Here is a 19,697-nt window from a genome sequence, read left to right on the forward strand (position 1 = left end):
GCACCGGCCCGGCGTTGACACCGTCGCCCGCGCCCTGGGTAAATGATCCGTACGCCGCAGCCGCCCCGCTCCAGGAGAGCCCCGTGCGCACTCCGCAGCCCGTGCCCCGTCCCCACGTCGACCGGCGGCGGATCCTCGGCGCGCTGGCCGGGCTGCCGCTGCTCGCCGGCGGGCTGGCCGGCTGCGGGCCGGAGGAGGACGCCCGGGTCGACGACGGGCCGGTCGAGCTGTCGGTGTTCTGGTGGGGCGGGACCCGCCGGTCCACCGCGACCGAGCAGGCGCTGCGCCTCTACTCGCAGCAGAACCCCCGGGTCCGGTTCCGGTTCACCTCGCAGGGTCTCACCGGCTACTACGACCGGCTGGCCACCCAGGCCACCGGGGGCAACGTGCCCGACCTGTTCCAGATCGACGACACGGTGCTCACCGAGTACGCCCAGCGGGAGATCGTCCTCGACCTCGACCCGTACGTCGCCGACCAGCGGCTCGACCTGAGCGGCCTGCCGGAGCACCTGGCCCGCTACGGCCAGGTGGAGGGCCGGACCAGGGCTGTCCCCGCCGCGCAGACCAACGCCACGCTCGTCTACAACCGCGACCTGCTACGCCGCCTGCGGCTGCCTGAGCCAGGCGCCGGGATGCCGTGGAAGGACTACCTGCAGTGGGCCGCCCGGGTCACCCGGGATTCCGGCAACCGGGTGGCCGGCATGATGGACGCCTCCGGCGACTACCGGGCGCTCTGGCTCTGGCTGCGGGGCCAGGGCGGCGAGCTCTACCGGGGGCGACAGCTCGGCTTCAGCTCGGCCGAACTGCTCGACTGGTTCGAGTTCTGGGAGGTGGCCCGCCTCAACCGGGCCACGACCACCGGCGGGCTGGTGGAGCTGACGGACAGCGGCGAGTTGACCCGCCAGCCCGTGGTCACCGGGCAGGCCGCGGCGTCCTTCGCCTGGTCGCACGAGCTGCCGGAACTCCAGCGGCTCACCGACGACGAGCTGGGCATGACCACGTTTCCGGGCCCCCCGGCCGCCCAGTGGCCCCGGGCGTCGATGTACTGGGCGGCCTTCCGGGGCACCCGCCACCCTGAGCTGGTGATCGACGTGATCAACTTCCTGACCACCAACGTGGCGGCCGGTCGGGTCCTCGGCACCGAGCGCGGCCTGAACGCCAGCGTCCCGGTCCGGCGGTTCGTCGAGCAGGACATCACCGACCGGTCGGGAAAGCGGGTGGCGGCTCTCGGCGCCGACCTGGCCGACCTGATGGGGCCCGCGCCCGCGCCGCCGCCGAAGGGGCACGCGCGGGTGCGTACTCTGCTCGTCGCCGCCGCCGAGAGCATCCGCACCAAGTCGTCGGGCGCCCGGGCGGCGACCTCCCGCTTCATGGCCCAGGCGAACGCGGCCCTGGCCGAGTGACCACCGCCGCTCCCGGGCCGGGCGGCCCGGGAGCGCGGACGCACCCGGCGTGCCGAACGGGCCGGACGGTGCGCTCAGCGCGGCGGGCCACTCCGGCGGCGGGTCAGCCGCATCAGCAGGAGCACCAGCAGCACGACCACCCCGACCACCACCAGGCAGCAGAACAGCCCGAGGAAGCCGAAGCCGCCCCGGCGCCGCCGGGCGGCTTCCACCACCAGCTCGCCGGTGCCCGTGGACGCCCACGCCGCGACCGGCACGAACACCGACAGCACGATCCCGCCGAGGACCGCACCGAGCCGGCCCCACCACCTGTTCCAAGCAGACATGACCCCATCCTCGCCGAAGAGCGCAACCAGAAAGAACCGGACCACGCTGGGCTGGAACAGACGAAAGGCCCCGGAGCGCACTCCGGGGCCTTTCGTGACGAGTAGCGGGGACAGGATTTGAACCTGCGACCTCTGGGTTATGAGCCCAGCGAGCTACCGAGCTGCTCCACCCCGCGTCGGCTCGTACAGCTTATCGCATCGCCGCAGTGGAGATCAGCCGGGTCCGACGATCGCCACCGCAGCCGCGAAGGACGGGAGAAACGGAACGGCCCCGAGGAAATCCTCGGGGCCGTTCCGGCGTGGTAGCGGGGACAGGATTTGAACCTGCGACCTCTGGGTTATGAGCCCAGCGAGCTACCGAGCTGCTCCACCCCGCGTCGGTCCGTTAACAGTAGCGCACGGACCCCAGCGGGCGCAAAACGGCCCCATCCCAGGCCCGGGCGTACGCCCCCTGGAAGACGACGAGAGCCCGCGGCCCGGGACCGCTACGGGTCTTCGGGCCGCGGGCTCGGTGGTCGGGCCGGCGTCAGCCGTTCGGTGACGGCGAGGGCGAGGCCGGCGGCGACGCGGACGGGCTCGCGCTGGACGACGCGGCGGGCGACGGATTGGCCGCCGCCTGCGCCTGCTGGAACGCGGCCATCGCCTCGTCCAGCGCCTTCAACGCCCGGCCGTACCGCTCGAAGTCACCGGACGTCTGGGCGGCCTTCACCTCGGCGATGGCACTCTGCACCTTGTCGGCGGCCTGGGCCAGCTCGCCGGTGAGCACCGGCGGGTTGGTGCCACCGTCGGTCGGCGGAGTCCCACCGGTCGGCGGGGTACCGCCCGGCGCGGGCGAGTTGCCAGCCCCCCGCTTGCCCTTCTCGACGAGCTGCTTGATGCCGTCGTTGATGTTGTTCGCCAGCACCACGTACGAGCTGCCGTCGCCGTACGAGAGCAGCACCTTCTGCAACAGCGGGAACGCGTCCTGCTGGTTGCTCTTCACGTAGACCGGCTCGACGTAGAGCATGCCGTCGGCGAAGGGCAGCGAGAGCAGGTTGCCGTACTGCACCTGCGCCTGGTTGGACTGGAGCAGGTTGAGCTGCTGGCGGATGTCGCCGTCGTTGGTCATCTGCTGGTGCACCTGGACCGGGCCACCGGTCCGGGTCTGGTCCGGCAGCTCAAGCACCTCCAGCTGTGGACGACCGTCGACGTACGACCCGGAGATCAGCGCGGCGAGGTTCTGCCGGCGGTTCGGGGTGACCGCGGAGGTGAGCTGGAAGCGTGGCCCCTCCTGGCCGGGGAACTGGGTGAAGAGGTAGTACGGCGGCTGCTTCTGCCCGCTGTCCGGCGCGTCCGGCGCGTTCGGCACCTCCCAGAAGTCCTGGCCGGAGTAGAAGTCGCCCGGGTCGGTCACGTGGAACCGGGTGAGCAGGTTGCGCTGCACCTTGAACAGGTCCGCCGGGTAGCGGAAGTGCGCGGCCAGCTCCGCCGTGATCTCGCTCTTCGGCCGCACCAGGTCGCCGCCGAACGCCTTGTTCCACGCCTTGAGCACCGGGTCGGTGTCGTCGAACTGGTAGAGCCGCACCGTGCCGTCGTACGCGTCGACCGTCGCCTTGACCGAGTTGCGGATGTAGTTGACGTTCTCCCGGGCGAGCTGGAAGGTGCCCCGCCCGGTCAGCTCGTCGGCCGTCTCGGTCTGGAGGTTGACCCGGTCGGCGTACGGGTAGGTCGCGGCCGTGGTGTAGCCGTCGATGATCCACAGGACCCGGCCGTTCACCACCGCCGGGTACGGGTCGCCGTCCACGGTGAGGAACGGCGCGACCTTCTCCACCCGGTCCCGCGGGTTGCGCACGTAGAGCAGCTTGGAGTCCTTGTTCACCGCCTCGGAGAGCAGGAAGTTCGACTCCTGCTCCTTGATCGCGTAGAGCAGCCGCCGGGTGAACGAGCCGATCTTGACGCCGCCCTTGCCCGTGTAGGTGTAGTACTGCTCGCCGCCCGTCGAGATCGGGCGGTCGAACTCCCCGTTGCGGTCGCCGGTCTGCCCGACGATCGCGTAGTCGTCGGCCGTCATCCGCTCGCCGTAGTAGATCCGCGGCTGCTCGGCCGGGATCTCCTCGGTCGTCGACGAGCAGCCCTGCGTCTCCTTCGCCGCCTCGCCCAGGAAGCCCGAGACGAAGTACGGCACGCCGTTGCAGACCTGGTTGGCGGGGGCGGCCACCAGGCCGTACCCGTGCGTGTAGACGGTGTGCCGGTTGATCCAGTTGCTCTGCTGCGGGGTCAGCTCGCTGTAGTTGATCTCCCGGAGGCCGACCACGTAGTCGGAGGTCTTGCCGTCGACCGTGTACCGGTCGATGTCCAGCTTCGCGCCGAAGTCGTAGAAGCCACGCACCTGCTGGAGCTGGGTGTACGTCTCGGAGACCAGCTGCGGGTCGAGCAGCCGGATGTTCGACACCACCGAGGTGTCGGTGGCCAGGCTCGCCGGCGGGACAAGATTGCTCGCCGCGTACGCGCTGCTCTTCGCGCCGCTCAGCCCGTACGCCTCCCGGGTCGCCTCGATGCTGCGCTGGATGTACGGCGCCTCCTTGTCGCGGGCGCTCGGCTTCACCTCGAAGGTCTGCACCGCCCACGGGTAGATGCCGCCGATCGCCACGGCCGAGACGCCGAGCAGGGCGAGCGCGATGCCGGGCCAGACCAGGTTCCGCATCACCGCGTTGGAGAACACGATGATCGCGATGGCCACCACGATCGAGATGTACGCCAGGATCTCCTTTGCCGGGAGCAGGGCGTTCACGTCGGCGTAGCCGGCGCCGTAGAGCTTGGCACCCTCGTTGTACTCCAGCAGCATCGCCCGCCGGTCCAGCACGTACGCGACCGCCTTGAGCAGGACGAAGACGGCGACCAACGTGCTCAGGTGGGCCCGGGCGGCGTTGGTCATCCGGTCGCCGACGCCCTGCAGCCGCACCCCGCCGTAGATGTAGTGCACGGCCAGCGCGCCGAGCAACGACAGCACCACCACGGTGAAGCCGACGCCGAGCAGGTAGCGCCAGAACGGCAGCTGGAAGACGTAGAACCCGACGTCGACGCCGAACTCCGGGTCCTTCACGTCGAAGTCCCCGCCGTTGCGGAACAGCATCCACTGGCCCCACCGGCTCTGCGCGGACAACCCGGCGAAGACCCCGATGGCGGCGGAGACCAGGGCGATCCAGGTACCGAGCCGGGGGCTCAGCAGCATCCGGTACCGCTCCAGGGTCGCCTGCTCGGGCGAGTGCGGGCGCAACTGGGGCCGCAGCCGGTGCGCCAGCCAGAGGTTGCCCGCGATGATCACCGCCAGGCCGACCCCGACCACGAGGAACAGCACCAGCCGGGTGACGAGGACCTCGGTGAAGACCTGGGTGTAGTCGACCTCTTCGAACCAGAGCCAGTCGGTCCACGCGTTGACGCCCCAACCGAGGAGGGTGAACAGCAGGAACACCCCGATCAGGACCCCGATGGTGACGCGTCCGCGCCGGCTCATTCTCGGCAGGGGGCTGCTACGCATGACCACTGTTTGGCTCCGCACGCTCGATGTGATCGGCTCCGACCAGGCACCCAGAGTACGGGGTGTTCCTGAACACGTCGGGTCAAGGTCACGTCACGATCCTGCACGCGGTCACCGCGGACCCCTCAACAGCGGGTCGGTTGCCCCCCGGCGCGCAGCGTCTCCAGCGCCTTCAGCGCGTCCTCCAACGACGTCACCTTCAGCAGCGGCAGGCCCGGCTGCGGGTTGTTGACCGCCTCGGCGCAGTTGTCGGCGGGCACCAGGAACACCTTGGCCCCGGCCTCCTTGGCGCCGACCAGCTTCTGGGCGATGCCGCCGATGGGACCGACCCGACCCTCGTCGTCGATGGTGCCGGTGCCGGCGATGATCTTCCCCCCGGTCAGGTCGGCCGGCTCCAGCTTGTCGATGATGCCCAGGGCGAACATCAGCCCGGCGCTCGGTCCGCCGATGTCGGCGAGGTCGATCTTCAGGGTGAACGGGTGCGGCTGCTGCTGGTCGATCTCGACGCCGATCCGCGGTCGACCGTCCTGCTCCCGGCTGGTCACCGTGGCGGTGCCGGGCTGCCCGTCCCGGACGTACCCGATCTTCAACGCGGTGCCGGCCGGCTTGGCCCGGACCAGCTCGGTGAGCCGGGAGGCGCTGGTCACCTGCTGGTCGTCGACGGAGGTGAGCACGTCGCCGGGCTTGAGCACGTTCGTCGACGGCCCGCCGGCGGTGACCGCCTTCACCAGCACCTGGACCGGGTAGCCCAGTTCGCGCAGGGCCGCCGTCTCCGCGCTGGTCTGCGAGTTCTGGAAGTCCTCGACGTTGCGCTTCTCGATCTCCTGCTGCGACTCACCCGGCGGGTAGACCAGCTCGCGGGGCACCACCGCCTCGTCCTTCGAGAACCAGCCCGCCAGCGCCGAGCGGAGCCGGACGGTGGGCTGCACCCCGACCGTGGTGAGCCGCAACTGCCCGGCGGAGGTGGACGTCGGGCGGCCGTCGACCTGAATGATCTCCTTGCCGTTCGAGGTGCCGAGGGTGTTGACCGTCGGGCCGGGACCGAGCACCACGTACGGGATGGGCACGCTCAGCACCCCGATGCTGAGCAGGGCGGTGAGCAGTGCACCGAGGAGTACGGTCACGCCGCGACGTCTCATGCGGCAGAGCGTACCGAGCCGGGCCCGTCGCTCCGGCCGGACGACCGGCGTACTTCGCCCTCAGCGCAACGCCGACAGGCGCGACCTGCGACGCGGTGTCATCCGGTCCGCATTGCCGCCGGGCGGCGCGGGGCCGAACTGTGACCGGCCGCGTACCGTAGACGACGTGCCTGATATTCCGTTCGGCTTCGCGCTCCCGGGTGGGCAACCACCAGACCCCAACGACCCCGCACAGATGCAGCAGTTCATGACGCAGTTGCAGCATCTGCTCTCCGCGTCGGGCAGCGGACCGGTCAACTGGGACCTCGCCCGGCAGGTGGCCGCGAGTCAGCTCGCCGCCGCCGGCGACCCGGCGGTCTCGCCGTTCGAACGCAACGCGGTGGAGGAGGCGCTGCGCATCGCCGACCTCTGGCTGGAGCCGGCCACCTCGTGGCCCTCCGGCATCCGGACGTCGGTCGCCTGGAACCGCAACGAGTGGATCTACAAAACCCTCGACGTGTGGCGCAAGCTCTGCGACCCGGTGGCCAGCCGGATGGTCGGCGCGATGGGCGACCTGGTCCCCCCGGAGGCCCGGGCCCAGCTCGGCCCGATGCAGTCGATGGTCGCCACGCTGGGCGGCGCGCTCTTCGGCGGCCAGCTCGGCCAGGCGCTCGGCTCGCTCGCCGCCGAGGTGCTCTCCGCCGGCGACATCGGCCTGCCGCTCGGCCCGGCCGGCACCGCCGCGCTCGTCCCGGCCAACATCCGGGCGTACGGCGAGGGCCTGGAGCTGCCCGAGGACGAGGTACGCCTCTACGTCGCCCTGCGCGAGGCCGCCCACCAGCGGCTCTTCCAGCACGTGCCGTGGCTGCGCGGGCACGTGCTCACCGCGGTGGAGAACTACGCCGCCGGCATCCGGGTCAACCGGGAGGCGATCGAGGAGGCGATGGGTCGGGTCGACCCGACCGACCCGGAGTCGATGCAGGCGATCGCCCTGGAAGGCATCTTCACCCCCGAGGACAGCCCGGCGCAGAAGGCCAGCCTGGCCCGGCTGGAGACCGTGCTCGCCCTGGTGGAGGGCTGGGTGTGCCACGTGGTCGACAGCGCCGCGGGCGACCGGCTGCCCAACGTCGTACGCCTCGGCGAGGCGTTCCGCCGGCGCCGTGCCGCGGGTGGGCCGGCCGAACAGACGTTCGCCGCCCTGGTCGGTCTGGAGCTGCGGCCCCGCCGGCTGCGCGAGGCGACGGTGCTCTGGGCGGCGCTCACCGAGCACCGCGGGATCGCCGGCCGGGACGCGGTCTGGGGTCACCCGGACCTGCTCCCGTCGGACGACGACTTCGCCAACCCGGAGGCGTTCGCGGCGACGACCAGCGACCTGGACGAGGAGCTGGCCAACTTCGACTTCACCGCCCCCGGCGCCCCCGAGGAGCACCCTCCCACCGACGACGACAAGCCCTGATCCCTCCCCACCCCGTTCCACCGCACAACATCCGGGAACTGGTGGTCTCAACCGCGCGTCGAGGCCACCACTCCCGGCATTTGTGGCTCCGCTGGCCCTAGTGGGGGTGCGGGGAGAGGAGGGCGCGGGTGGCGTCCCAGCCGTCGAAGGCCGGGTCGAGGGCCGCCAGGTCGGCGGGGCCGCGTAGCCGGCGCCAGCCCGCGGTGACGGCGACGTCCCCCGGGCGCGGGGCGGCGGCGCGCACGTCGGCCGGCGCCGCCGTCGCCAGGTCCACCTCGGGCAACCAGTCCGGTACGGGCAGCCGCGCGGCCACGCCGAGCAGCCCCGGGCCGCTCCCCTCCACCGGGGCGACCGCCACCGGTCGGCTGGACAGCGGCCGGAGCAGCTTGGCGACGGTGAGCCCGGGCAGGTCGGGCGCGTCGGCGGCCACCACCGCCGCCTGGTCGTACCGGGCCGGCGCGGCGGCACCGCCCGGCGACCCGGCCTCGTCGGCGCTGGTGGCGGCGTGGTCGGCGGCCAACGCCGCGAACACGGCGTTGGCCGTGGGCTCGCGCACCTCGTACACCGTGGTGCCGGGCCAGACCACGGCGTCGGCCAGCCAGCGGTCCCCGGCCGGCACCGCCACCGCGGTCTCCACCTCGTTGAGCGTGGCGAGCAGGTCCACGACGTCCTCCGCGAGCGCGGTGCGCCACCGCGTCGGATCGATCCCCGGCGGCGCCCAGGTCACCGGCCCGAGCAACGCCACCACCACACGTCGGTTCATGCCCGACCCTAACCCGGGCCGCGCCGCGCGGGCCGCCCGTGGCCGGTGCCCTCGGCTCAGCCGGCCAGGGCGACGGAGGCGACGCCCTCCAGGTAGCCCCGGGCCCGTTCGGTCTTCGGGTACCGGCCGACCAGGCCCCAGAACTGCGCGTTGTGGCTGGGCACGATCAGGTGTGCCAGCTCGTGCAGAAGCACATAGTCGATCACCCAGTCGGGCATGTCCTGGATCCGGTGGGAGATCCGGATGGTGCGGTCGGCGGGGGTGCACGAGCCCCAGCGACCGTTCTGGTTGGTGACCCAGCGAACACTGACCGGGGCGGCCACGGTGCGGTGCTCGGGCAGGTAGAGGTTGATCAGACGGGTGGCCCGGGCCAGCAGCTCCGCGTCGGAGCGGGCGAGCCGGCCCTCCCGGGCGGCGAGCCGGGCCAGCATCCGGTCGACCCACTCGCTCTCCTCGGCCCGGGAGAACTGGTCGGGGATGAGCACCACGACCCGTTCCCCGTCCCGATACGCGGACACTGTACGTCGCCGGCGCTGACTGCGCCGCACCTCGACGACCGGCTTCCGCGTCCCGGCCATTACCGCTCCGCGCAGCCTCGGATGACTGTCACGAAGGCAAGCTAATGCGTACTGACCAGGGGTCCGCAAGAGTCAACACGACGACACGCGCCCGGAAAATGATGATTGGTCGCGGGGAGTCCTGAAAATTTTCGTTGCGGTACCCACCCAATTGGCTCCGGTCACCCTTCGTGGCGATCCGAACCGGCCCGCAGGCCGTCACCCATCGCCCCTCGCACACGTTAGGTGATCTACGGACGGGACGTCGCGGGGGGCTGCCCGAAGGGGAATCTGAGTGCATTCACCCGGCGTGTCCCCGCCAAACTGACTTATCCGACCTAACCCGGCATGCACACTCTCGTCGTCGGCTTGCTCACAGAGTCGACGTACAGCTGACATGGAACCGCCCAGAGCTGGGTAGGGTCCGCCAACCGGCGGTCACGCGCGTGATCGCCGAAACCCCCGGCGCCGGAGCCACGGTGGCCCGCCGCAGGGAAACCCGCTGGGCGTGCCCGGCGGACGAGACGAGGAGGGCTAGCGTGGCCGACCAGGCCCAGACGTACAACGGTTACTGCGTCAAGTGCAAGGAGAAGCGGGACTTCGAGGGACGCGTGGAGGTCTCGAAGACCGGCATGAACATGGCCAAGGGCAAGTGCCCGGTGTGCGGCACAACAGTGAACCGCATCCTCGGCAAGGCCAAGGTCTGACCCACGAAGGTGCCGCCGGGCGGACCGGCAGACGTGGGCCCGCCGGCACCTTCGTAGCCGGGTCGCGTGGGGGAGGGACGACCGGCCATCGGTCGCCCTCCCCCGCGTCACGTCCGGCCGGTGACTGTCGGCCGACCGACACCGGTTACCGCCCGGTTGTGGATAAGCCGGCTTTTCCTGTGGACAGCCCTGGATATGGTCGGGCGCACCTGTGGACAACAAGCCACGGACAGCGCGGATACGGTAACGATTCGTGGCATGACCGCCCGCACCCCGCTCGCCCGTCCGACGCTCCTGCCAGGCCTGACCCGACTCTGGCGGGACCGCCACACCCTCCAACTCGGGCTCGAACCGGGCCGGGCCGTCCTGCTGGAGGTGGCCAACCCCTCGGCCACCCGCCTGCTCGACCTGCTGGACGGCACCCGCAGCGAGCGCGCCGTCCTCGCGTACGCGGCCATGGTCCAGGTGCCACCGGACGAGGCCCGGGTTCTGCTGGACACGCTCCGGGCCGCCGGTCTCGTCGTACCGGCGCACAGCCTGCTGCCCCGCGACCTCGCCGGGCCGGTCCGGGCCCGGCTGGCCGACGAGGCCGCGGCCCTGCCCCTGACCCCCGCCGGGCTCCCCGCCACCCCGGCCCAGGTCCTGCGCCGCCGCCGGGCGGCCCGCGTGCTGGTCACCGGGGCCGGCCGGCTCGGCGGGGCGGTCGCCGTCGCGCTGGCCCAGGCCGGCGTCGGCCACGTGGCGCCCGACCTGGCCGGCCCGGTCCGCGCGGGCGACCTGGTCGGGACCGGCCTGAGCGTTGCCGAGTTGGGCCGGCCGCTGGCCACGGCCGTCCGTGACGCGCTCGTCCGGTGCGCGCCGGGGACGAAGACCGGGCCGCTCCCGCACGGCCGCGTCGACCTGGTGATCCAGCTCGGCACGGACCGTCCCGCGGCGCTGCTGGCCGCCCGGTACGCGCAGCGCCGGCAGCCCCACCTCCTGATCGACCTGCGCGGCGGGGTGCCGGTGATCGGCCCGCTGGTGCGGCCACCGGCCGGGCCCTGCCTGAACTGTCTCGACCTGCACCGGGTCGACCGTGACCCGGACTGGCCGGCGCTCGCCGCCCAGCTCGCGACCGACGAGACCGAGCGCCCGTGCGCCGCCACCACCCGGCTGGCGGCGGCGGCGTACGCGGCGGCGGAGGCGCTGGCCCACCTCGACGGTGGCGTTCCGGAGACCCCCGGCTGCGCCGTCGAGATCGCCGGGGCCGGCCGGTTCCGCCGCCGTCAGTGGCCGCCGCACCCCTCCTGTGGGTGTTCCGGGCGCCGCCCGACCCGAATCGGCATCACCCGCTCCCGGCTCGCAGCAGCAGGGGGGCCGTCGAGTCGGTAACAATGACCGGGTGACCGACATCCCGCGCCGGGCCGTGTCCCGGACCGCCAAGCTCGCCGCTCTGCCGCTCGGCTTCGCCGGCCGGACCGTCCTCGGCATGGGCAAGCGGGTCACCGGGCTCGCGTCCGACGTCATCTCCGCCGAGATCCAGCAACGCACCGCCGAGCAACTGTTCAGCGTGCTCGGGCAACTCAAGGGCGGGGCGATGAAGTTCGGGCAGGCGCTGTCGGTCTTCGAGGCGGCGCTGCCCGAGGAGATCGCCGGGCCCTACCGCCAGGCGCTCACCAAGCTCCAGGAGGCCGCCCCGCCGCTGCCCGCGGCGACCGTGCACAAGGTGCTCGCCGAGCAGCTCGGGCCGGACTGGCGGGACCGGTTCGTGGAGTTCAACGACACCCCGGCCGCCGCCGCCAGCATCGGCCAGGTGCACCGCGCGGTCTGGCGCGACCCGGGGTACGGCCCGGGCGGCGCACCGCACCACCGGGACGTCGCCGTGAAGATCCAGTACCCGGGCGCCGGGGACGCCCTGCTCGCCGACCTGAAGCAGCTCTCCCGGCTGGGCGGCATGTTCCGCGCGATCCAGCCCGGGCTGGACGTCAAGCCGCTCCTCGTCGAGCTGCGCGAGCGGATCACCGAGGAGCTGGACTACGAGCTGGAGGCCGAGTCGCAGCGGGCCTTCGCCGCGGCGTACGCCGACGACCCGGAGATCTTCATCCCGGCGGTGCTGGACGCCTCGCCCCGGGTGCTGATCACCGAATGGGTGGAGGGCATCCCGCTCGCGGAGATCATCCGGAACGGCACCGAGCAGCAGCGCGACGATGCCGGCCGGCTGATGGCCGAGCTGCACCTGTCGGCGCCGATGCGCGCCGGGCTGCTGCACGCCGACCCGCATCCGGGCAACTTCCGGCTGCTCCCGGACGGCCGGCTCGGTGTGATCGACTTCGGCGCGGTGGCGCGGATGCCGGAGGGCACCCCCGAGCCGATCGGCCGGCTCGCCGGAATGGCCCTGCGCGGCGAGGCGGACGCGGTGGTGGCCGGGCTGCGCGAGGAGGGCTTCGTCAGCCAGACCGAGCCGATCGACGCGCAGGCGCTCCTGGAGTGGCTCCAGCCGATGCTGACGCCGGTCGCCGAGGATGAGTTCCGGTTCACCCGGGCCTGGCTCCGCTCCGAGGCCACCCGGCTGGCCAGCCCCCGATCGCCCTCGTTCCAGCTGAGCCGGCAGCTCAACCTGCCCCCGTCCTATCTGATGATCCACCGGGTGACGTTGGGCTCGATCGGGGTGCTCTGCCAGTTGGAGGCGAAGGCGCCCTACCGGGCGATCCTGGAGCGCTGGCTGCCCGGCTTCGCCCCGGTGAGCTGAGCGCCGGCCGCGTCCCGCCACCGCCGGGCTGGGGCGTGTCGCCCGGATCCTCGCCGGCCTGCCCCGGTCCGGGGACGACGAGGCGACCGGGATGCCGACCGCGGCGGAGAACGCCACGGGGGCGGCGGCCATCCGGCCGCCGCCCCGTCGTAATCGGTAGGGATCTAGAGAACGCCCAGGTCGCGAGCCGACTGGTTGCGGCTCTTCATCGCGACGTTACGGGCGGAACGGGTTGCCTCAGTGCTCGTGGTGGTGCGACCGGCCTGAGGCCGGGGCATTCGAGCCCTGGACAACGCTTCGTGAAGTAGTTGCATCTCGGTTCCGTTCGGCAGGTGCATCATGGGTTTCGACTTTCTCGCGGCCGGTGGGACACCGGCGGGGACGTGTGGATCGGGAACTTGTCAGGCTGCCAGCCGGACCGTGTTACGCGACTCGGACAGCCCACTGGCCGCCAGTCGCGCCTCGGCCTCGACCCGGAGCTGGGCGTCGCGGGCGAGGTCCTCCTTACGCGGACGGCCACGGGGCCGCTTACGCGGGACGACCGCGCCACGCTCGAAGATCTCGCCGCCCCAGACCCCCCACGGCTCGGCACGCTCCACCGCGCCGGCAAGGCACTCGACGCGCAGCGGGCAGTCCCCGCAGAGCGACTTGGCCAGCTCCAGCTCGGTGGGCGCGTCGGAGAACCACAGGTCGGGGTCGAACTTCCGACAGGGCAGGTTCGCCTCCATCTCGACGGTCATGTCGAGCGGGGCCAACGCCAGACTCATCCTCCGGTCACCTCTCTCTCACTTCGATCTCGTGGATCGCGTTCCGACGTACTTGGGCACTACGGCGGTGCAAAAAAACTGAGGCCGCGGATCCCGGTATGCGGGTTCCGCGGCCTCGAGGTGAGCCGGTGGTCTGATGGATCAGACCGGTCTACCTCGAGGTGGAACACCGCGGACATCGGTGCGCTTCTTGGCGCCGACGATGCCCATGCCCGTGAAGCCACTGGTCCCCTCGACTTCCGCCAGCGCTGCCATGAGCAGGTTCAGCTCGGCCTGAACCTGGACCTGGTGCACCTGCGAAACCGACGGTCGAGCGGCAAGGGCCACCCGGACGGCCGACAGCGGAGCGCAGGCAGCTGGCATCGCCGCCGGACGCTCGTAAACGTAGGTCTTCTCCATTGATGCCACCTCCCTGACTTTCCTCGTGCCGACCATGGACTCATCCCCCGTGAGCAGCCCGAATGACGCCGCTCGTGAGGTGTGCTCTGAGGCTATTCCTCGCCTCGGGGCGAGGGCAAACGATTTACGGCAAGATCTAAAAACTTTTCTGTGGGCAGACATCGTCCACCGCCGCGCCCGCCACCAGAGCCAGCACGGTATCACCGTAAAGTCCCAGTTTGCGGGGTCCGATCCCGGCGATCGCGATCAGCTCCTCGCTGCGTCCCGGCCGCCGCTCGGCCAGCGCAACCAGCGTCGCGTCGGTGAAGACCACGTACGCCGGCACGCGCTGCGCCTCGGCCACCCGCTGCCGCCACTCGCGCAGCCGCTCGTGCAGCTCCTCGTCGAGGTCGGACGGGCAGGTCGGGCAACGCCCGAGCTTGCGGTCCGCCCCGGCGAGCAGGGTGGCGCCGCAGATCCGGCAGGAGATCACCTGGGTCCGGCGTCGCTCGGTGCGCCGGGCCGCGCCGGCACCGGCCCGCTCGGTGCCGCCCGAGCGGTCGAGCTGCGGCAGGAAGCGGGACGGCCGCCGGGCCCGTCCGCCCGGCGAGCGGGCCGCGGCGTACGACAGCCAGAGCCACTCCCGAGCCCGGGTGATCCCCACGTAGAGCAGCCGCCGCTCCTCCTCGACCTGCTCCGGCGTCTTGGCGTAGGAGGTGGGCAGGGTGCCCTCGACGAGGCCGACCAGGAAGACCGCGTCCCACTCCAGGCCCTTGGCGGAGTGCAGCGAGGCCAGCGTCACCCCCTCCACCGTGGGCACGTGCTGCTGGGCCGCCCGCCTGGCCAACTCCTCGTTGAAGTCGGCCAGCGTCACCGGCCGCTCGACCGCGGCGGCCTCCCCGATCGGCACCACCGGCGGCGTCGCCGCGTATTCCTCGGCGAGCTGGACCAGGGCGGCGAGCGCCTCCCACCGCTCCCGGGCGGCACCGCCGGCCGGGGGCGCGTCGGGCGCCCAGCCGACCGCGGCGAGCCCCTCCACCACGGCGGCCGGCAGTGGGGTCTCCCCAGGGATGGACCGGGTGGCGGCACGCAGCGCCACCATCGCCTGCCGCACCTCGGGCCGTTCGAAGAAGCGTTCCGCCCCCTGCACCTGGTACGGCACCCGCGCCTCGGTGAGCGCCTTCTCGTACGCCTCGGACTGCGCGTTGGTGCGGAACAGCACCGCGATCTCCCGGGCCGGGGTGCCGCCGTCGATCAGCGTCCGGCAGCGGGCGGCGACCGCGTTCGCCTCGGCCGGCTCGTCGGTGAAGATCCGCAACTCGGGTTCGGGGCCGGGCGCGCGCTGGCCGTGCAGCTCCAGCCGCAGCCGGGCCTCGGCGCCCCGGGCCTGCGAGATCACCGCGTTGGCCAGCCCGACCACCTGCGGCGTGGAACGGTAGTCGCGGACCAGCCGGACCACCGTGGCGGTGCGGTACCGACGCGGGAAGTCGACCAGGTACGACGAGGTCGCCCCGGTGAACGAGTAGATCGTCTGGCTGGCGTCGCCGACCACGGTCAGGTCGTCCCGGCCGCCGAGCCAGGCGTCCAGCAGCCGCTGCTGGAGCGGGTTGACGTCCTGGTACTCGTCGACGACGAAGTGCCGGTACTGGCCGCGTACCTGCTCGGCGACGTCGGCGTGCTCCTCGACGCCCCAGACGGCGGCGCGCAGCATGTCCTCGAAGTCGATCACGCCGTTGCCGCGCTTGAGCCGCTCGTACGCGGCGAAGACCTCGGCCACCTTCGCCGGCTCGTACGGGGTCTCCCGCAGCGCCTTGGCCGCGGCCACCACGTACTCTCCGGGCTCGACCAGGGATGACTTGGCCCACTCGATCTCACCGGCGAGGTCGCGGGCGGCGGCCCGGTCGGCGCGCAGGCCCACCTTGGCGGCGGCCAGGGTGACCACCCGGACCTTGCTGTCCAGCAGCTCCGGCATGGCGCGCCCGTCCAGCAGCCGGGGCGCGAAGTAGCGCACCTGGCGCAGCGCCGCCGCGTGGAAGGTGCGTGCCTGGACGTTGCCCACCCCGAGCGCGGCGAGCCGGGCCCGCATCTCGGCGGCGGCACGGGCGGTGAAGGTGACCGCCAGCACGTGCCGGGCGGAGATGTCGCCGGTGAGCGCGCGGTGGGCGATCCGGGCGGTCACCGCCCGGGTCTTGCCGGTCCCGGCGCCGGCCAGGATGCACACCGGACCGGCCGGGGCGGTCACCGCGGACCGCTGCTCCGGATCCAGTCCGGCGAGCACCCGTTCCGCCGCTGAGTGAACCGCCACAACAAGGAATCATCTCAGCCCTCCGCGATGTTGCAGCGGCTAGCCTGGCCTGATCCGGCCGGGCGTGAGCCTTCCCCCCTTGGAGGACCTGACCATGTTGACGATGTATTCCACCCCGTGGTGCGGCTACTGCCACCGGCTGAAGTCGCAGCTCGACCGGGAGGGCATCGGGTACGAGGTGGTCGACATCGAGCAGGATCCGCAGGCCGCGGAGTTCGTGATGAGCGTCAACGGTGGCAACCAGACCGTCCCGACCCTGCGTTTCGCCGATGGCAGCGCCCTCACCAACCCCTCGATCACCCAGGTCAAGCAGCACCTGGCCGCCCTCTCCGCCTGACCCACCACCGCCCCGCCCCCGCCCCCGTCCCGCCCCGGCATCACGAAGTTATCGCCCTTGAGCAGGGCGTGTCGTGACGACAACTTCATGATCGACGGCGGGCAACGGGTGGCGAGGGGCCGGGATGGGGGTGGGGTCAGCGGTAACCGGCCGCCACCGCGTAGATGATCCAGACGGCGTGGTGCCGGGCCTGAGGAACGGCCGACGCCGGTACCGGTCGACGAGCCAGCCGACCAGCGCGGCCAGGACCATCGGCGCGACGATCGCGAAGACGGATCGCCCTGGCTATGCCGTCCGAGCCGGTCAGGCGCCCTTCCAGAGTCCACTTTTTGTCGCAAGACACGCCCTCGCCGGAACCTCCGATACCGGTCGCGCCGTCCATACTGACCGTGGGGGCCGAACTTCATACAGTTACCGTCGCGTGCGGCGACGGTCGACGGAAAGAGGACACCGTGCCTCCTGCCGTACCAGGCCCGATCCTGCGGCGTCGCAGGCTCGGCACCGAGTTGCGCCGGCTGCGTGAGCGCGCCGGCCTCACCGGCGATCAGGTCATCGAGCGGATCGGCTGGGCCTCCGCGTCCAAACTGTCCCGCCTGGAGAACGGGCGCAGCCGTCCCGATCCCGACGACGTCGGCGTCCTGCTGGCCCTCTACGAGGCCGACGATGAGCTGCGCGAGGAACTGCTGGGGATCACCCTGGAAGCCGGCGACATGCGGGGCTGGCTGCGCAACTTCCCGGTGATGACCCAGCAGCAACGCGGCTTCGCCGAACTGGAGGCGGGCTGCGCCGAGATCTCCGAGTACAACCCGGTGCTGGTCCCCGGGCTGCTCCAGACCCCGGGGTACGCCCGGCACCGGATCAGCTCCGCGTCCCGGGTGGCGGAGCAGGCCGGCGACGCGGAGGGCGAGGACCCGGAGACCGAGGTACGCGCCCGCCAGGCCCGCCAGTCGCTACTGACCCGCTCCCCCGACGCGCCGCGCTACACGGCGGTGCTGGAGGAGGCGGCGCTCGGCCGGCGGGCCGGCCCACCGGCGGTGCTGCACGAGCAGATCGTCCACCTCTGCGAGCTGGCCATGCTGCCGAATGTGACGCTGCACCTGCTGCTGCGCGACACCCGGATCGGCGACTGGTACCTCCCGCCGACCGCGTTCTCGGTCTACCGGTTCGCCGATCCGCTCGACCCGGAGACCCTGGCCATCGAGGGCGGGTTCACCGACGTCATGTCGACCGAGGCAAACACCCTAAATCGCTATAAAGTGGTGTTCGAGTGGCTACGCTCGGCGGCGCTCTCCGCATCGGACACCCTCTCCTGGCTCATCGAGGCGACGGGACGGCTGACCGAATCGGCAGTCGAGTCCACTGCGGCGTTCGGGCCGGCATCGGCGCCGGCCCAGCGCCGCCGCGGCTCGGGCCGCCTGACGACGGACCGGTGATCCACGGGGATCTGGCAGTCCGGACGGGCGGCGTCACTCGTCCCCATCGGAGCACTCCAGATCAGGAGCAGAACCATGAACGAGATCCGCAACAGCTCGTGCGACCTCGCGCAGCAGTTGGCCGGTGCCGCCTGGCGCAAGAGCACCCGCAGTCAGACCTCGAACTGCGTTGAGGTCGCGCCCCTGCGTACCGGGCCGGCGGCGGTGGCGCTCCGGGACAGCAAGAACCCGAGCGGGCCGGTGCTGTTGTTCAACCGGGCCGGATGGCTGGGCTTCATCGCCGGCGCGAAGAACGGTCAGTTCGCGCTGAACTGATCCACCGAGCGCACCGGGGCCGTTGGCGTCGCGCCGACGGCCCCGTCGCGTATCCGCCCCCGACAATGGTGCTGACCTGGACTCATCCGATCGGTCGACGCCCCCGAACGATCGTCGAGTTTCACTTGCTGAGACGAACACCGGGCGTAACATGTCAAAAGAGTGACGTGGAAGTTCCAGCGCGTATCCGTCCGTCCCGGGGGACACCCATGCGGTTCCTGATCGTCCGCACCGAGATCCGTGCCGCCGCCGACACCGACATCGCCGCCGCCTGGGCCGGTGGCGGCCGACTGCGGGACGAGACCACCACGCCGGAGCCACGCCGCCAGGTCGTCCACGCCGAGGACCGGGACGCCGCCCTGCTGCTGGCCCGGGCTCTGGCGTGCGTCGGAGCCGTACGCGCCGGCCGGCACCGGGTCAAGGTGCTCCCGCTCGAGGAGGCCGACCCCGGTCACCCCTACCGCTGGGACGGCGGCTGACCACAGCTGACGTCCGTCGTGGTCGGACCGGCTCCCCCGCCGCGTTCCCTGCCTCACCCGGCCGCGACGGCCCGTTTTCCCGGCCCGGGACCGCCGCGGCAACGACGGTTCCGGGCCGGGGCCACGTCCCGCCGCCCTCCACGGTCAGGAGTGGCCGTCGAGCCAGCGATGGACGAGAAACAGGGCGATCGAGGAGGGCGGCGGGAGGACCAGCCGCTCCCCGCACACGTCGACCACCTCCCCGGCCAGCGCCGCGCCGATCTCCCGCCGGGTGAACCAGCGGGCGTGGGCGATCTCCGCGGGATCCACCCGGATCGGCTCGTCGGCGTCGGCGCGGGCCAGGAAGCCGAGCATCAGCGAGCCGGGGAACGGCCAGGACTGGCTGCCCGCGTACGAGATCTCCGCGACCTCGACGCCGACCTCCTCGCGGACCTCGCGGAGCACGGCGGCCTCGGCCGACTCCCCCGGCTCGACGTAGCCGGCCAGGCAGGAGTAGCGGCGCTCCCCCGGGGTGTGTGCCCAGGCGGCGTTGCTGCCGAGCAGGCAGCGCCCCTCCGGGCCGTCCACCGCGTCGTGGACCAGCACGATCATCGCCGGGTCCGTGTGCGGCCAGACCCGCTGGCCGAGCGCGTCGACCCGTGACCAGCCGGCCTCGTCGACCTGCGTGGAGTGCCCGCTGATCGACGAGTAGCCGTGCCGGACGTGCCAGTTCAACAGGGCGAGCCCGGTGGTGAAGATCCCCGCGTCCCGGTCGGCCAGCAGGTGCCCCACGTCGCGCAGGCTGACCCGGCGGGTGCCGGGCAGCTCCGGCAGCGGCGCGTCCACCGCGAAGACCGGTACGCCGTCCGGCTCGATGCCGAGGAACATCGGCACCGAGCGGGGCACCTCGGGCAGCTCGTCCGGGCCGACCAGCACCAGCTCCGGCGGGGCGGCCTCACCGCGCACCAGCGCCCGGCCATCGTCGGTCGAGTCCAGCACCAGCACCCGGGCCCGCTCCCACGCCTCGGCGAGCCAGTCCGGGTCGGTACGCCGGTGCGCCGCCCGGTCCAGCGTGGACCGGGCCAGTGGCGGACAGACCTCGCCGCTCACACCGCCGCCCCGCTGCTCA

At 72.2% G+C, this 19,697-nt stretch carries 18 protein-coding genes and 2 tRNA genes; 9 read left to right on the plus strand and 11 right to left on the minus strand.

The features are described from left to right. The first annotated feature begins 83 nt into the window (after positions 1–83). Positions 84–1,403, plus strand: a complete 1,320-nt coding sequence (locus GA0070604_RS26940) for an ABC transporter substrate-binding protein (RefSeq protein WP_091124603.1) — start codon at positions 84–86, stop codon at positions 1,401–1,403. Positions 1,404–1,477: 74 nt separating this feature from the next. On the opposite strand, the gene GA0070604_RS26945 is transcribed toward GA0070604_RS26940, so the two are convergent. The 5 genes from GA0070604_RS26945 to GA0070604_RS26965 form a co-directional block, all read right to left on the minus strand. Continuing rightward, positions 1,478–1,729 (minus strand): hypothetical protein, encoded by a 252-nt coding sequence (locus GA0070604_RS26945; protein WP_091127443.1) that lies wholly within the window; start codon positions 1,727–1,729, stop codon positions 1,478–1,480. A 102-nt stretch (positions 1,730–1,831) separates the two neighbouring features. Then, a tRNA-Met gene (locus tag GA0070604_RS26950) sits at positions 1,832–1,905 on the minus strand. A 124-nt stretch (positions 1,906–2,029) separates the two neighbouring features. Next, positions 2,030–2,106 (minus strand) — tRNA-Met (locus GA0070604_RS26955). 149 nt (positions 2,107–2,255) lie between these two features. Next, a complete protein-coding gene (locus GA0070604_RS26960; protein WP_208602173.1) occupies positions 2,256–5,246 on the minus strand; it encodes a UPF0182 family membrane protein in 2,991 nt (996 codons plus the stop codon). A gap of 125 nt (positions 5,247–5,371) precedes the next feature. Next, positions 5,372–6,385, minus strand: coding sequence for a YlbL family protein (locus tag GA0070604_RS26965; protein WP_167363579.1), 1,014 nt, complete (start codon positions 6,383–6,385; stop codon positions 5,372–5,374). A gap of 166 nt (positions 6,386–6,551) precedes the next feature. Between GA0070604_RS26965 and GA0070604_RS26970 the strand changes: the two genes are divergently transcribed. Next, entirely contained in the window at positions 6,552–7,820 is a 1,269-nt protein-coding gene (locus GA0070604_RS26970; protein ID WP_167363580.1) for a zinc-dependent metalloprotease, read from the plus strand. A gap of 97 nt (positions 7,821–7,917) precedes the next feature. Here GA0070604_RS26970 and GA0070604_RS26975 read toward each other — a convergent pair whose 3' ends face one another. Beyond that, on the minus strand, positions 7,918–8,583 hold the full coding sequence (locus GA0070604_RS26975) for a hypothetical protein (protein ID WP_091124617.1): 666 nt from the start codon (positions 8,581–8,583) through the stop codon (positions 7,918–7,920). Between the two features lie 56 nt (positions 8,584–8,639). After that, positions 8,640–9,161 (minus strand): M48 metallopeptidase family protein, encoded by a 522-nt coding sequence (locus tag GA0070604_RS26980; protein WP_091124620.1) that lies wholly within the window; start codon positions 9,159–9,161, stop codon positions 8,640–8,642. A 518-nt stretch (positions 9,162–9,679) separates the two neighbouring features. On the opposite strand from GA0070604_RS26980, the gene GA0070604_RS32790 reads away from it, so the two are divergent. The 3 genes from GA0070604_RS32790 to GA0070604_RS26990 all read left to right on the plus strand — a co-directional run bounded on the left by GA0070604_RS32790 (position 9,680) and on the right by GA0070604_RS26990 (position 12,575). Continuing rightward, positions 9,680–9,847 carry a DUF5679 domain-containing protein gene (locus tag GA0070604_RS32790; protein WP_012014940.1) on the plus strand — a complete coding sequence of 56 codons (168 nt, stop codon included), beginning with the start codon at positions 9,680–9,682 and terminating at the stop codon, positions 9,845–9,847. Between the two features lie 258 nt (positions 9,848–10,105). Next, on the plus strand, positions 10,106–11,218 hold the full coding sequence (locus GA0070604_RS26985) for a TOMM precursor leader peptide-binding protein (RefSeq protein ID WP_091124623.1): 1,113 nt from the start codon (positions 10,106–10,108) through the stop codon (positions 11,216–11,218). A 10-nt stretch (positions 11,219–11,228) separates the two neighbouring features. Further along, positions 11,229–12,575, plus strand: coding sequence for an ABC1 kinase family protein (locus GA0070604_RS26990; protein WP_091124627.1), 1,347 nt, complete (start codon positions 11,229–11,231; stop codon positions 12,573–12,575). A 401-nt stretch (positions 12,576–12,976) separates the two neighbouring features. Here GA0070604_RS26990 and GA0070604_RS26995 read toward each other — a convergent pair whose 3' ends face one another. The 3 genes from GA0070604_RS26995 to GA0070604_RS27005 form a co-directional block, all read right to left on the minus strand. Continuing rightward, entirely contained in the window at positions 12,977–13,342 is a 366-nt protein-coding gene (locus tag GA0070604_RS26995; RefSeq protein ID WP_091124631.1) for a WhiB family transcriptional regulator, read from the minus strand. 141 nt (positions 13,343–13,483) lie between these two features. Next, complete coding sequence (locus GA0070604_RS27000) at positions 13,484–13,741, minus strand: hypothetical protein (RefSeq protein WP_208602174.1); 258 nt, start codon at positions 13,739–13,741, stop codon at positions 13,484–13,486. Between the two features lie 136 nt (positions 13,742–13,877). Further along, the gene (locus GA0070604_RS27005; RefSeq protein ID WP_091124637.1) at positions 13,878–16,025 is read right to left on the minus strand and encodes an ATP-dependent DNA helicase UvrD2; all 2,148 of its coding nucleotides are present in this window, start codon (positions 16,023–16,025) and stop codon (positions 13,878–13,880) included. 94 nt (positions 16,026–16,119) lie between these two features. Between GA0070604_RS27005 and GA0070604_RS27010 the strand changes: the two genes are divergently transcribed. The 4 genes from GA0070604_RS27010 to GA0070604_RS27025 all read left to right on the plus strand — a co-directional run bounded on the left by GA0070604_RS27010 (position 16,120) and on the right by GA0070604_RS27025 (position 18,589). Continuing rightward, on the plus strand, positions 16,120–16,362 hold the full coding sequence (locus GA0070604_RS27010) for a mycoredoxin (protein ID WP_091127444.1): 243 nt from the start codon (positions 16,120–16,122) through the stop codon (positions 16,360–16,362). 452 nt (positions 16,363–16,814) lie between these two features. Beyond that, positions 16,815–17,795: a helix-turn-helix domain-containing protein gene (locus tag GA0070604_RS27015; RefSeq protein WP_091124641.1), complete on the plus strand. Its 981-nt coding sequence runs from the start codon at positions 16,815–16,817 to the stop codon at positions 17,793–17,795. Positions 17,796–17,870: 75 nt separating this feature from the next. Next, a complete protein-coding gene (locus GA0070604_RS27020) occupies positions 17,871–18,110 on the plus strand; it encodes a DUF397 domain-containing protein (protein WP_091124645.1) in 240 nt (79 codons plus the stop codon). A 209-nt stretch (positions 18,111–18,319) separates the two neighbouring features. Beyond that, on the plus strand, positions 18,320–18,589 hold the full coding sequence (locus GA0070604_RS27025) for a hypothetical protein (protein WP_091124647.1): 270 nt from the start codon (positions 18,320–18,322) through the stop codon (positions 18,587–18,589). A 144-nt stretch (positions 18,590–18,733) separates the two neighbouring features. Here the strand turns inward: GA0070604_RS27025 and nudC are convergent, their stop codons facing one another. Beyond that, positions 18,734–19,678: an NAD(+) diphosphatase gene (nudC, locus tag GA0070604_RS27030; RefSeq protein WP_091124650.1), complete on the minus strand. Its 945-nt coding sequence runs from the start codon at positions 19,676–19,678 to the stop codon at positions 18,734–18,736. Between the last annotated feature and the right edge of the window lie 19 nt (positions 19,679–19,697).

The organism is Micromonospora eburnea, from assembly GCF_900090225.1.
In the GTDB taxonomy this organism is placed as follows: Bacteria; Actinomycetota; Actinomycetes; order Mycobacteriales; family Micromonosporaceae; genus Micromonospora; species Micromonospora eburnea.

What these genes read in the sequence shown, in the direction of transcription:
- GA0070604_RS26945 (WP_091127443.1), bottom strand. Translation starts at nt 1,729, where the DNA reads ATGTCTGCTTGGAACAGGTGGTGGGGCCGGCTCGGTGCGGTCCTCGGC.
- GA0070604_RS26960 (WP_208602173.1), bottom strand. Translation starts at nt 5,246, where the DNA reads ATGCGTAGCAGCCCCCTGCCGAGAATGAGCCGGCGCGGACGCGTCACC.
- GA0070604_RS26965 (WP_167363579.1), bottom strand. Translation starts at nt 6,385, where the DNA reads ATGAGACGTCGCGGCGTGACCGTACTCCTCGGTGCACTGCTCACCGCC.
- GA0070604_RS26975 (WP_091124617.1), bottom strand. Translation starts at nt 8,583, where the DNA reads ATGAACCGACGTGTGGTGGTGGCGTTGCTCGGGCCGGTGACCTGGGCG.
- GA0070604_RS26980 (WP_091124620.1), bottom strand. Translation starts at nt 9,161, where the DNA reads ATGGCCGGGACGCGGAAGCCGGTCGTCGAGGTGCGGCGCAGTCAGCGC.
- GA0070604_RS26985 (WP_091124623.1), top strand. Translation starts at nt 10,106, where the DNA reads ATGACCGCCCGCACCCCGCTCGCCCGTCCGACGCTCCTGCCAGGCCTG.
- GA0070604_RS26995 (WP_091124631.1), bottom strand. Translation starts at nt 13,342, where the DNA reads ATGAGTCTGGCGTTGGCCCCGCTCGACATGACCGTCGAGATGGAGGCG.
- GA0070604_RS27000 (WP_208602174.1), bottom strand. Translation starts at nt 13,741, where the DNA reads ATGGAGAAGACCTACGTTTACGAGCGTCCGGCGGCGATGCCAGCTGCC.
- GA0070604_RS27010 (WP_091127444.1), top strand. Translation starts at nt 16,120, where the DNA reads ATGTTGACGATGTATTCCACCCCGTGGTGCGGCTACTGCCACCGGCTG.
- GA0070604_RS27020 (WP_091124645.1), top strand. Translation starts at nt 17,871, where the DNA reads ATGAACGAGATCCGCAACAGCTCGTGCGACCTCGCGCAGCAGTTGGCC.
- GA0070604_RS27025 (WP_091124647.1), top strand. Translation starts at nt 18,320, where the DNA reads ATGCGGTTCCTGATCGTCCGCACCGAGATCCGTGCCGCCGCCGACACC.